Annotated in this window: 6 protein-coding genes; all 6 read left to right on the top strand. The window is 34.9% G+C overall.

Annotated elements, in window-relative coordinates; all coding sequences use genetic code 11:
* Positions 1–6: 6 nt before the first annotated feature.
* From M0214_RS10340 to M0214_RS10365, 6 genes are read left to right on the top strand one after another with little or no spacing between them, the layout of a single operon-like run.
* Positions 7–3,384 (top strand): glycosyl hydrolase, encoded by a 3,378-nt coding sequence (locus M0214_RS10340; RefSeq protein WP_248722493.1) that lies wholly within the window; start codon positions 7–9, stop codon positions 3,382–3,384.
* Complete coding sequence (locus M0214_RS10345) at positions 3,384–6,875, top strand: glycosyl hydrolase (protein ID WP_248722494.1); 3,492 nt, start codon at positions 3,384–3,386, stop codon at positions 6,873–6,875. The genes M0214_RS10340 and M0214_RS10345 overlap by 1 nt, the downstream gene beginning before the upstream one ends.
* Positions 6,872–10,027 (top strand): T9SS type A sorting domain-containing protein, encoded by a 3,156-nt coding sequence (locus M0214_RS10350; protein WP_248722495.1) that lies wholly within the window; start codon positions 6,872–6,874, stop codon positions 10,025–10,027. Before M0214_RS10345 ends, M0214_RS10350 begins: the two co-directional genes overlap by 4 nt.
* Positions 10,028–10,036: 9 nt before the next feature.
* A complete protein-coding gene (locus M0214_RS10355) occupies positions 10,037–11,446 on the top strand; it encodes a BNR-4 repeat-containing protein (RefSeq protein ID WP_248722496.1) in 1,410 nt (469 codons plus the stop codon).
* A gap of 45 nt (positions 11,447–11,491) precedes the next feature.
* Entirely contained in the window at positions 11,492–12,823 is a 1,332-nt protein-coding gene (locus M0214_RS10360) for a sulfatase (RefSeq protein WP_248722497.1), read from the top strand.
* Positions 12,824–12,851: 28 nt separating this feature from the next.
* Entirely contained in the window at positions 12,852–14,771 is a 1,920-nt protein-coding gene (locus tag M0214_RS10365) for a hypothetical protein (RefSeq protein ID WP_248722498.1), read from the top strand.
* The last annotated feature ends 2 nt before the right edge of the window (positions 14,772–14,773 follow it).

Here is a 14,773-nt window from a genome sequence, read left to right on the forward strand (position 1 = left end):
TGATAGATGCAAAAAATACTTCAATTCGTTCTATTAGTCCTTGTAAGTTTAAATACCTATGCTCAAGTTAATGATGATAAGGAACTAGAGACGAATTTTAAAAATCCACCTCAAGCTTCTAAACCAAGAACTTGGTATCATGTCAACAGTGGTAATGCCTCAAAAGAAGGTTTTACCAAAGATTTACAAGCTATAAAAGAGGCTGGTATTGGAGGTGTTTTAGTATTTAATGTATCTATGGGTTTGCCAGAAGGTGATGTAAAATACAACTCAAAAGAACATCGCGATATTTTAAGCCACGCAGCTAAAGAATGCGAAAAGCTCGGATTGAGTTTTGGCGTACACAACTGCGATGGCTGGACCTCAAGTGGAGGACCTTGGGTAACTCCCGAAAATGCTATGAAAATAGTAGTGCATAGCGAACAAATAGTTGAAGGTGGTAAAAATGTAAAAATTAAACTAGCACAACCTCCTCAGCGTCATAACTTTTATAAAGATATTGCTGTAGTTGCTTATCCAACATTGGCCTCAGAGCTTGATGATGCTAGTTTCCAACCTAAAATCACCTCTTCAAATACCAATTTTAATTCAAGCTTAATAAACGATAATAACATCAACACTTATGCTGATTTAAGCGCAGGCGAGTGGATACAGTTTGATTATGGCAAATCCAAAACTATACAATCGCTGTCTGTTTTTATCAACAAACGAAAAGGAAAAATTAGGTTGCTAAAATCTGATGATGGTATCAATTTCACGAAAGTTCATACACCCAATGAAGAACGTATAGGTAAAGACGAGTGCTATTTTTACGACCAGTTTACACCCACAACAGCGCGTTATTTTAGAGTTATCACAGATTTAGATACTGGTGTTTATGAGTTGCAACTTTCGGCGAATCATACTTTAGAAAATTATTTGGAATTTACTTCATACCGAAAACGAAAATATCCAACAGGAAAACCATCCCCTGAAACTTACATCAAAAAAGAAGATATTTTAGTTTTGACAGACAAAATGGATGAAGACGGTGTTCTAAAAGTAAAGTTACCAAAGGGAAACTGGACTATTATGCGTTTTGGTTTTACGGCTTCTGGAGCAACTAATGAACCTGCTTCAGACGAAGGTACTGGTTTGGAAGTAGATAAATTTAGTAAAAAGGCATTAAAAATTCATTATGATGCTTTTGTAGGGAAGTTAATAGAACAAGCTAAAATTGATGCACCCAATGCTTTACAATATGTGGAAATTGATAGCTATGAAGTTGGTCCACAAAACTGGACTGATGATATGGAACACATCTTTCAAAAAAGATTTGGTTACGATTTCACTCCCTTTTTACCATTGTTTGCTGGGCGATATATAGAAGATAACGAAACCATAGAAGGCGTTTTTTGGGATATGAAACAATTGGTTTCTGATTTAATGGCTACCAATTACTTCGATTATTTTACAGAATTATGTCACCAAGATGGATTGATATCTTATGTAGAACCTTATGGTTTTGTAGGGCCATTCAACAGCTTAGATGCAGGTAGAAGTGCAGATATTCCTATGGGCGAGTTTTGGCTAGGCAAACCCAATAATCACAAACGCGCAGCAGTTTCTTCTGGACATATTTATGATAAAAATATCATTTCTGCAGAAGCATTTACAAGTACCAAAAACAATTGGGGTTTTCATCCTGGAATGGCTAAGCAAAAAGGAGATTACGAATGGACAAACGGAATTAACGAATACATGTTTCATCGTTTTGCACACCAATCCAACACACATGTAAAACCGGGAATGAGTATGAGTTTTGTGGGTTCTCATATAGACCGCACACAAACTTGGTGGGAAAATGGAGGTCCTGAGTGGTTTAACTATTTGGCTAGAGGATCGTATATGTTACGTCAAGGAAATCCTGTGTTAGATTTGTTAGTTTTTGTGGGAGATAGAGCACCTAACCATGTAGTTCATCAAACTCAAATGCGACCTAAATTGCCAGCAGCTTATAAATACGATTGTGTAAATGCAGATGTAATTATCAATCGCTTAAAAGTAGAAAATGGTAAGCTAAAATTACCTAATGGAACAACATATAATGCTTTGGTATTGCAAAGGCATGATGTGATGAATCTAGAAACTTTAAAAGGCATTGCAAAATTGGCAAAAGATGGGGCTTTAATCATCGGGTCAAAACCGAAAACTTTGGGTGGTTACAACAACACGCAAACAATGAAAGAGGAGTTCAAAACACTTGTTCAGCAAGTATGGTCTAATAAAAAGACCTACAGTAAAGCGGAATGGGAAACCATATTTGAAGCCAATAACATTCAAAAGGATTTGATTGTTGAGGGGCAACCCGATTTTAATTATTACCACAGACGAACTGATCATGAAGACATTTACTTCATTTACAATCACAATCAAACAAAACCAGAAACATTAGATTGTAGTTTTCTGGTAGATGGAAAAGTGCCAGAATTGTGGAATGCAACAACTGGAGAAATTACAAACTTGGGACAATATTATCATAAAGACGGTAGAACTAATATTTCACTTCATTTACAACCTCAGGAATCTGTTTTTGTAGTTTTTAGAAATGCTTCAGAAAACAAAAAAAGAATTCTATCTGTAGAAACGAAAGCGTCATTAAATCCTTTATTTTCTATTGATGAAGAACATAAATCCATCACAATGGAAGTATTCGAAAACGGAAATTATTCCAGTACATTGAATACTTCAGAACAATGGAATGTTTCTATAAACGATATTCCAAAGCCGATTACTATTAATGGAGATTGGACTATAGATTTTAGAGAGGAAGATTTTTATAAAGGACAAGTAAAAACGAAAGAACTCTTCGATTGGACAACAAGTAATAATGATAGCATCAAACATTACTCAGGAAATGCTATTTACAAAACTTCGTTTGAAATTGATAAAAATCTATTGAATGCTGAAAGACGTTTTCAACTAAACTTAGGAGAAGTTAACGTAATTGCAAAAGTAATTTTAAACGGAAAAGAAGTTGGGTTAAGTTGGGTAGCACCTCATTATTTTCATATTACTTCAACATTAAAAGAAGGAAAAAACACCTTAGTTGTAGAAGTGACCAACCAGTGGACAAATCGTTTGATTGGCGATGAAAAATTACCAAACCAAACAGGCTATGATGTAAGAAGAACTAAAAAAGGTTTTGGAGATGAAGATTATAGAGGGAAGTTTAAAAAAATGCCAGATTGGTTTCGAAATAATCAACCACTTCCAGAAGGACCCCGTAAAACATTTAGTGCGTATTCGTTCCAAAAAGCTACAGATAAATTATTGCCATCAGGTTTGTTAGGGCCAGTTACCATTTCTACTTCAAAAATTATAAAGAAAGACATTGCTGAATAATGAAAAAAATAAGCTACATCTTTATAATAGTTTTGAGTTTTTGTTTTAGTACTTGTACTGAAAGCACAACTCCGAAGTCAACTTTAGAACAAGGTTTTTACAATCCTCCAAAAGAAGCTAAAGCCAGAACATGGTGGCATTGGATTAGTGGAAATGTGTCTAAATCTGGAATTACCAAAGATTTAGAAGCGATGAAGGCTGTTGGCATTCAAGAAGCCCAATTATTTAATGTGCATTTGGGAGCTCCCCAAGGTTCTGTAAAATATTTAAGTGAAGAATGGTTAGATTTATTTGAATTTTCTGCAAAAGAAGCTCAACGTTTAGATTTAGAAATGGCATTTCACAACAGTGCTGGTTGGTCATCTTCTGGTGGGCCTTGGGTTACAGAAGAAAACGCAATGCAAACTGTCGTTTTTAGCGAACTTACGGTTAAAGGAGGAAAAACAATCAAACAGACTTTACCAAAACCGAAAACCAAATTTGAGTATTACAAAGACATTGCAGTATTAGCTTTTCCAAAGCCTAAAAAGAGTATAAAGATTGATGGTTTAGACTATAAAATGCTTTCTGAACGCATTCGAAATCATTTGTTACCAGATACAAAAGCGATTGAAAAAGAAGCTATTATTCGAAAAGAAACAATTATCAATCTAACCTCAAAATTTTCTGATGATGGAGTTTTACATTGGGATGTGCCTAAAGGCGACTGGGTTATTTTACGATTAGGGCATACGCCAATAGGAACAACCAACAGACCAGCCCCACCAGAAGCCAAAGGCTTAGAGGTAGATAAAATGAGCAAAAAGGCTGTGGATGCCTATTGGAAAGCTGGTATACAACCTATAATTGACAAATTAGGCGATTTAGTAGGAACAACAGTGAATAATTGTTTGATTGATAGCTACGAAGTAGAAACGACCAATTGGACTACCGGTTTTAATACGCAGTTTGAGAATTTAAGAGGTTACAATTTAACTACATATTTACCAACTTTAGCAGGTTATTACGTAGAAAGTGGAGAAGTTTCAGAACGATTTTTATGGGATTTTAGAAGAACTATTGGCGACTTAATCGCAACGAATTATTATGCGCATTTTGGAGAATTATGTCATAAAAACAAGTTGAAATTTTCTGTAGAACCGTATTGGGGACCTTTCGATAATATGCAAGTGGGTGCTCAAGGTGATATTGTGATGTGCGAATTTTGGAGCGGAGGCTATCCGTTTTTCGATTCACCAAAATTTGTGTCATCTATAGCGCATTTGAATGGAAGTTCCATTGTCGGTGCAGAGTCTTTTACAGGAATTGGAGGTTGGGACAAACACCCAGCAAACATAAAGTCAATTGGAGATAGAGCTTGGGCAGAAGGCATTACACGATTCATTTTTCATACTTACGTGCATCAACCTTGGGATGTAGCTCCTGGTTTGGCCTTAAGTTACCATGGTTTTGACTTTAACCGTTTAAATACTTGGTGGAAACAAAGTAAGTCGTATATGGATTACTTAGCACGTTCTCAATATTTGTTACAACAAGGTAAAAATGTAGCTGATGTTTTAGTATTTACAGGAGAATCATCTCCAAATACAGGCTTTATTAAACCAGAAATTAAAGCCATGGGTTTTGATTATGATTTGATTGGAGCTAATAAATTAAAAGATTTAACAGTAAAAAACGGAACGATATATTCATCAGTTGGTAATACTTACAATCTTTTGGTATTACCAGAGTCAAATTTTATCAAAGAAGAAACTCTACAAAAAATAAAAGAGTTGGTTGATGGTGGAGCAAAAGTAATTGGTAAAAAACCGAGCCAATCGCCAAGTTTAACCAACTATCCAAATTGCGATGATTCCGTTACAACTTATGTTGATGGATTATGGGGAAGCAACTTGGTAAAAGAGATTTCTATTAAAGAAGCTTTAAACTATAAGACACCTGATTTTAAAATTGAAAGTAGTGATCCTTCAGATTTGAGTTTCGTCCATAGAAAAACAGCGGACGCAGACATTTATTTTATAGCGAATGCTAGAAAAGAAGCCAGAGAAATAACAGTGCGTTTTCGACTTACAGGAAAGCAACCAGAACTTTGGAATTCAGAAAAAGGTACAATAAAAGATGTGGTCGTTTTTAAAGAAAATGAAGATGGAACAACAACAGTGCCTTTGCAATTGGGTATGGAAGAATCGGTTTTTGTAGTTTTTCAAAAACCTGTGAATTCGAATCATTTGTTAGAAGTTTCAACGGAACTAAAATCATCTCAAGTAGCACCGCTCTCTAATTTAGAAATTGTAAAAGCAGAATATGGCACTTTTTTACAAGAAGGTTTGGTAGATATTACTGATAAAGTTGCTAACGTAATTAAAGGTAACAAGCTCGATTTTAAAATGAATAGAGCCTTTTGCGATTGCGATCCTGCCATGGGCTACAAAAAGGAGTTCAGGATGGAGTATCAAATTGGCGATACTAAAAAACAGGTTTATGCAGAAGAACGTGAGCATATAGAAATTCATGCTGGCAATCAAAAATTAAAAGTATTAAAAGCTGTTTTTGGAAAATTTAAAGCACAAACCATTGGTATTCCTGAGAATTATAAAACGTTTGATGTTACCGATAAAATTAAAAAAGCAGTCAATTCAGAGACTTATGATATTTTGGTGTCTAATCAATTGATAAACAATATAATTCCTGAAGGCAATAAACCCGTTTTAAAGATTACGTATAAAACGGATGGAGAAGAACGTACGTTGTTTATTCCAAAAGGACAACTTTTAAAATTATCTAAAGACAGACCACAACCAACACTAGAATTTGAAGATGGTACAATAAATTGGACAACACCTTATGCAGGAAAAGTTAATTATACGCTCGCCTCAGGAGAAACAAAAGTGGTAGAAGTGAAGTCCGTACCAAAACCAATCGATCTATCAAAAGATTGGCAAGTTTCATTTCCTATTAATTCAGATAATACAAAAAAAGAAACGTTTCCTTATTTAATATCTTGGACAGCTGTTAATGATGAAGCTATTCAATATTTTTCTGGAACAGCTTCTTACAAAAAAGATTTTTTCTTGTCTGAAGAAAATTTACAATCGAATACAAGTTTTACTTTAGATTTAGGTAGTGTATCCGTTATTGCAGAAATCATCATCAATGGAAAAAATGCAGGAGTATTATGGAAAGCCCCTTTTAGAATACCTATTGACGAATTTGTAAAAAAAGGAAAGAATACTTTAGAAATTAAAATAGCAAATTTGTGGTCCAATCGATTAATTGGAGATGAAAAACTAAAATTAGACTATCCAAGAAAAGGCAAAAGAGCAAAACCACTTCCAGAGTGGTTAGAGAATAAAACAGAACGTCAATCAAAAAGAACAACATTTGTAAGTTGGAATCACTATACTAAAAATGACGAATTATCAACTTCAGGATTGTTAGGACCGGTTAAGATAATCAGTTCTATAACTAAAAATTTAAATACATTACAATGAGAAAAATTTTATTTTTATTAATACTGTTAAAAGGACTGTTGCTTTCAGCTCAATCTTTACAACACCCTATCATTCACATAACTGCAGATGAGCGTGCTGAAGTTTTAGATAAAATTAGCAAATACGGTTGGGCTCAATTTGCACAAAATGAACTCAAGAAAAGTGTAGATGCTAAAGTTGCTGCTCATAAATCAAATCCGGCGCAAACTATTAATGCAATTATTGCATTGGCAGATGATGATAATCTTTCAGAAAGCGAAGTTGGTAGTGCAAATAATGAACATTTTAAAGTACTTAGTTCAGCAGCACATGCAGGGATGCTTTATTATTTAACAGAAGATGAAGATTACGCTCAATATGCAGCTGATATAATTTGGCATTATTTTCAAGAATTAGCACCTAGAACTCCTGAAACAACGGCAATTTGTGGAAATTACTTTTTCGATCCTAGAAGTACCTATCCTCATTTGGCATATGCTTATGATTTTATCTATAATTTTTTGAATACACAAGGTAGACAAGTTTACGATAAAACCGCAGGAACGCATATACCCTTTAATAATGAAACCGCACAAAAGGCAATGAAAAACGTTGCAGGAAATGCATTGTTAGAATCTGGAGGGGTAGATAATAAGTATGGCAAGTTGGTTTCTAATCACCCTATTCTTACAGCTCCTGGTGCTTTAGCAGCAATTTTATGTATAGATGATGATACTGAACGAGAACGTTTATTTAATGTGTTTTGGAATACAGGTACACGAAGACAAAATTCTTTCACCAAAACTGTAATGCCAATCTTTGGAGAACAAGGTATTTGGCCAGAGTCTACAAGCTATAGTTTTATGTCACGTATTCAGTTGGTGTTAAATATGGTAGATCGAATTAAGCCAGAATTAGACGTAATTCCTCAATACAGAAATGTATTGGATGGAGTATTCTTATTTGAGAACCTTCGTCATCCAAACAGGTCTTATGTCCGTTATGGCGATTCTAAACGCTATAATGATGGATCTAAATCTTTATTCAGATATGTATTAAGTATTGCAAAAAGAAAAGGATTAACAGATTTACAAGATAAAGCAGAAACAGCACTAGCACAATACTACAACGCTGAAGGTGGACGAAATCAAGCTTTTGGTACTTCAGCTTTTGGTGGTCTAGATCATCTTGGTTTATTTTGGGGAGAAGAATTCCCACTAAATTCAACTAAGGAATTTAACTATAAACCTACTGTTATCGTAAAGCACGCAGGAGTTGCGTTGCAACGTAACTACACAGTAAATAATAACGAGTTATACGGTTTGTGTGGTATTATTGGTGGTGCACATTATGTGCATTCTCATGCCACTGGTATTACAATGGAGTTATATGGGCTAGGTGATATCATGGCGCCTAATGGAGGTATGCCTAAAACCGTTGCAGAACGTAAAATACCAATACACACTAATTATTTTAGGCTTTATGCAGGTAACAACACTGTAATTGTAAATGGTACATCTAAAGGAAGGCAACAAGGGTCTTGGTCCAGCAATTCTTATCTATGGCAAAATACAACAGTTAATAAGGCAGCAGAACCAGCACATCTAGAAGACCCTTTGAGTCCAAACTTCAGTTTTGCTACTCAATTTTTAGATGATAATATAAATAATAGTGATCAACAACGTACGTTAAGTACCATAAGAACAAGCCCAACAACAGCCTATTATTTTGATATGTTTCGTTCAAAATCATTAAATGCAAATAATTTTCACGACTATGTTTATCACAACATAGGTGATGCTACAACTATTCAAACTTTAGATGGTTCAACGCTTCCTACTTCGACCACGAACAGATATCAAAATGATATAGGAGATCCAGTTGAATCTCCAGGTTGGCGCTTTTTTGAAAATACAAATGTAACAGAACCAACTAGTGAAGCTGTTTTTATTCGTTTTGATTTAGAAGCAACCAATTCTTATATGAATATGTTTGCACCTGCTGGAGTAACGAGAGAGTATACAAAAGCCTTAGGACCTGCGACACGTGAAGCACTGAATGGATATGTGAATAAGAAAACACAAATAGTAGCTGTAAGACAACAAGGTGAAGCATGGGATAAACCATATGTGTATATTTTTGAGCCTACTAAATTTACAAACCCTAGTGTAAAGTCCGTTTCGCATATAATGAATGGTGAGGTTATTACAGGCGCAAAAGTCATTTCAGAAGTAAATGGTGCTAAAATAACAGATTACATTTTTTCTAACGCTTCTAATACTTCAGTTTCTCATCATGATATTAATTTTACAGGCGAATTTGGTATTGTGCGTACTGCAATAAAAGATGGAAAAACAAATGTTTCTTTGTATTTAGGAAAAGGAAGTAATTTAGAATTTCTGAACGAAACAATCACAGGAGATGCCGCAGGAAAGGCGTACAAGGAATTCACTCTAGATTATGAATACTTTTCTGAGTTACCTACAAATAATTTTACTATCGAGGTAATAAGCGAAACTTGTACCGGAAAGAATAATGGTAAAATAATAATTAATGCTTTAGAAAATTTTAATTATCAGGTTTCAATAAATAATACCGATTATGCTTTTACAAACGCAATTACTGTTGAAGATTTAAACCCGGGAACTTATGATTTTTGTATAGTTATAAATGGCAATGATTTTGAACAGTGTTATCAAGTAACTGTTGAGGAAGGTCTTTCAGTTACAGGTAAAATCAGTCCTGTTAAAGAAGGTAAAGTTGCGATAACAGTAGATAGAGGTGAAGCACCGTATAAAGTTATAAAAAATGGAAGTTTGATTTTTGAAACGCAATCGGCGAATTTCTCAGTAGATGCAGCACAAGGTGATGAAATTGTTGTAAAAACAAGCATTGAATGCCAAGGCGCTATGCTATCTAAAATAGATTTCTTATCGGAGTTTGAAGTTTATCCAAATCCAGCGGACAATGTGTTTACCATACAATCTTATGGTACAAATTGGAAAAGCCTGAATATTTATAATATCCTAGGAGTTAGGGTATATTCAAATGAAACTGTTCAAAATAGATTGGAAATTGATACAAATCAGCTTAAAATGACAAAAGGCTTGTATTTTATTGTCGTTCAAGGCGAAAAAGGAAATAAATTTACCAAAAAACTAATAGTGAATTAATTTTTATAGATGATAAAATTTCAGTTTTTAATTAAAGTGTTTTGTTGTCTCTTAGTTGTTGGTTGTGCTTCTAAGACAAAAAATACAGCATCAAGCATAACTGACCAAGAAAATGTAGATTACTTTGCAGATAATGGTTTTGGTAATGCCGTTGCTATTGTGCAACATCCCGCAGGTATTTATCATAAAGGTATCACCTACGTTTGTTATCAAGGCCCCTTGGAAGACCCCTATGTGGTGTCATATAATCACAAGACCAAAGCATGGAAAGGACCTTACAAAGCTGGTGTGAGCGAAATGGGTAAAGACCCAAACCGAAAAACAGATAACCACGGAAAACCTTCAATAATGATAGATGATGCAGGTTATATTCACATTACTTTTGGAGGTCATGGAGGTACAAAAAAGTATGGAGAAAACCCTCTCGGTAATCATCACTATGGTAAAAATAAACATGCAGTTTCTAAAAACCCATTAGATATTTCTAGTTGGGAAGAATTAGAAAATATTTCGCCTTTTGGTACCTATAACCAATTTATAAAAATGGATAATGGGGATATCTACTTGTTTTATAGGCATGGTGCACACCGAAGTAATTGGGTGTATCAAAAATCTACAGATAATGGTAGAACTTTTGAAGCGCCTGTTTCATTTTTAAAATACAAGCGTAGAACAGATATGGCGGCTGTAGATTCTTGGTATCCTTGGATTACAAAAGGAAAAAACGATAAATTACATATTGTTTTCGACTATCATTTATGTAGTGATAAAACACCCAAAACACAAGGTTTAGGTCATATTGCAAAGAGATATAGTGTGTATTACATGGCCTTTAATACCACAACAGGTGTTTGGAGTAATGTTGAAGGTGAGCAACTAGAAGTACCGGTAACAAGAGAAATAGCCGATAATAAAGCTATTGTTGCCCATACTCCAGGCAATTGGACTTTTCAAGGTGTTGTGGATATTGATGAACTTGGTAACCCCCATTTGGGCATGACCATAGGTGCCGAAATTGAAGGTTCGCGTCGTAGTGCTTCAAAGACCTTAAACTATTTTAAATGGAATGGTACACGATGGATGCATGCTAAAAATACTGGATTACCCATTGGTGATGGCGACATAGAGGTGAGTTCTTCTAAAAATATTAGCTTTTATCTCGAAGAAAATGATAATGGTATTGGCGAAGTAAACAGGTATGATAGTTCAGATGGAGGTCAAACATTTACGAAAACCAAAACGTTTTTAAGAAAACAAAATTCCAGTTTTTCAATATCGGCGTTAATAGAAAATGCGTATCCAGATGCGCGAATTATTGTTGCACAAAACGTACCAGGAGAAAAGTATAAAAAACTGTATCTTTTGGGCGATAATGGTGCGGTATTAAGGATTAAAGAGGAAGCACAAGTTTTAAAATAATTAAATTTTATAAATAAATAACTAAAAATCAAACACGTAATACTAATGAGAAAACTAAACAAATTAGGGTATTTAATAATGCTAATAGCCTTATGTTTTTCCTGCGGAAATAAAACAAACTCAGGAGAGTCTAAAACAGAAGAAGCTAAAGAAACTGAACAAAAGCCAAACGTAGTGTTCATTCTATCTGACGACCAATCATGGACTGATTATAGTTTTATGGGTGATGAAAATATTGAAACCCCTCGTATTGACCAATTTGCATCAGAAAGTTTAACGTTTAAAAAAGCCTATGTACCTACACCTTTATGTTCGCCATCTTTGGCAACAATAATAACAGGGTTATATCCAAAAGACCATGGTATTTTAGGAAATGACAAGGTTTATGATCGTTCGGGTAACCGAAAAGAGAATAGAGCAGAAGCATATAAACCAATAATATCTGCCTTCGAAAAGCAAACAACACTTCCAGATATACTAAAAGAACAAGGCTACCTATCATTTCAAACGGGGAAATGGTGGCATGGTAACCACAAGATTGGTGGTTTCGATTATGGTATGACTCACGGTGACCCTAAGAGAGGCGGACGTCATGGTGATTACGGATTAAAAATTGGAAGAAACGGTTTAGATACAATAAATAGCTATGTGAATTTAGCACTAAAAGAAAAGAAACCATTTTTCTTATGGTATGCACCATTTTTACCGCACAGACCACATACACCACCGCAACGTTTATTGGATAAGTATTTGAAAAAAACAGATTCAGAGCCACTAGCTAAATATTGGGCGATGTGTGAGTGGTTTGATGAAACCTGCGGACAATTGTTCGATATGTTTGAAGAAAAAGGCTTAACAGAAAACACGTTATTCGTATATGTTTGTGATAATGGTTGGGCGCAAAATCCAGAAAAAGATGGGTATTTAAAACATTCTAAACGTGCGCCTTACGATATGGGTATTCGTACACCAATCATGTACAAGTGGAAGGGGAAAATTACACCTAAAATGGATAATTCAACCATTTCGAGTAGTATAGATATGGTGCCAACAGTATTGGATATTTTAGGCATTGAAAAACCAGAAAATTTACCTGGAGTAAGTGTTTTAGATGAAGAAGCCTTAAAAGAACGTAAGGGTATTTTTGGAGAGGTATATGCACACGATTTTGATACGATTGAAAATAGTATGTTTTACAACATGGCCATTTTTCCTCCTTACAAAATTATCATTCCAGACCCTGAAAGGAAAAAGAACGAGGTAGTACAACTATTCAATATTGAAGAGGACCCATTTGAGCAAAATAATATTGCAGACGCAAATCCAAATATCGTTGAGGATTTAACCGCAAAAATTACAGCATTTAGAGCGGAATAATTCAAATTGTTACTAAAATAATATTCAGATGAAGCGTAGAGATTTTATTCAATTATCAACAATAACTGGTGTGGGATTATCGTTATCCGCTACCAGTTTTTTAAGTGCATGTGGTAAAAGATTAAACGAAACCCATTCATCTGAATACAAAATTTTAGTTTTTAATTTGTTGAAAGAATGGTGTGATGGCATGATTAAAATTCAAATCATCAATCCATCAGACCCAACAGTACATGGGCAATTTAAATGCCCAACAGGATGGATGCACGGTCGCGTTATCGATGCCGTGTATCCATTTTTTTGTATGGCTAAAATTACTGGCGAACAAAAATATTTAGATGCTGGTATTGCTGTTTTTGAATGGGGTAAAAATGTTACCAAACCCAATGGTGCTTGGACTAACGATGTAGACCCTAAATCCTGGGAAGGCACAACCGTTTTTGCAGCCATTGCATTAGCAGATACTTTAAAGTTTCATGGCGATTTAATTGATGAAACAAGAAAAGAACGCTGGTATATGCGTTTGGAGCAAGCTATGGATTTTGTGTATAATAGATTTCATGTAGTAGGTAATTCTAATATCAACTATAGTGCTACCACAATTTATGCTTTGCATTTAATAGGCAATATGCTTAACAATACAAAGTATTTAGAAAGAAGTAAGGATATGGCTAATCAGATTAAAAGCCATTTCTCTGAACCAAACGCTTTACTTTTTGGCGAAATTCAAAATAAAAATAAAAAAGCGCTGAGTCCTAAAGGCTTACCAGGGATAGATTTGGGCTACAACATTGAAGAATCTCTTAATAATTTGGTGCTGTATGCATTGGAAGCAAAAGATGAGGAGCTTTTACAAATCCTAAAAAAATCATTAAACTCACATCTACAATTTATATTGCCCGATGGCGGTATAGACAATAGCTTTGGGAACCGCATGTTTAAATGGACCTATTGGGGTAGTAGAACAAGTGACGGTATGCAACCTGCATTTTCATTTATGGCAGGGGATAATCCCGCTTTGGGAACCGCAACATTTAATAATACAGAATTGTTAAGGCAGTGTACTAAAGATGGCTTGTTATATGGTGGTTTACATTATATGTCGCATGGTGTTGAGGCCAGTGTACATCACACCTTTGCCCATGCCAAACCATTGGCTACCATTTTAGACCATTGGGACCATTTACCTAAAATTGATAAGACTGCACCACTTCCAAGAGCAGTAGCCAATGGAGAAACCTATTTTAAAGAGTTAGATGTATCTTTATTTGGCAAAGGCGATTGGCGAGGAACAGTATCTGCTTACGATTCCATTTACAGTACCAGAAAAGATGTAAGGCAAGCCACGGGCGCATCGCTTTGTACCTTATATCACATGAAAGTGGGGTTATTGTGTACTACAAGTTTGGCAATTTATAAACTTTTAGAAGCGCACAATCAACAGGAACAACCTGGAGAGGATTTTGCATTGACACCAAGAATAGAAACCTTTAAAGATGATACTTGGTATACCAATTTATTCGATTTAGAAGCCACTTTTACCTCAAAAGATGAGTCGGATAGTTTGGAATACGAAGCCAAAGTACAACTAAAAAACGAAGCTTTTGAGGCGGTAACTGAAACAGCTTCAAATTTCAGTTTAGATTATTCCGCAACTTCGGAAAAATTAGAAATACTTGCGACAACCGATGAGGCTATAAAAACACCAACTGCTTTTGTATTACCAATCGTATCTCCAACAGGGGAAAAAGTAACACAAGTTTCAGAACATGAAGTTACTATCGAAAAGCCAGAAGGCACGGTAAAAATCACTTCAAGTTCAGTTATAAAAATAAAAGACACGCCAAAAGGTAGATTGTTTAATATGGTACCTGGCGTAGAAGCAGTGCCATTAATTATGCCTTTTGAAGATAAAAATCAAGTTAAAATTACAATCAAAGTTATTTAAAA

The organism is Seonamhaeicola sp. ML3 (assembly GCF_023273855.1).
Classification (GTDB): domain Bacteria; phylum Bacteroidota; class Bacteroidia; order Flavobacteriales; family Flavobacteriaceae; genus Seonamhaeicola.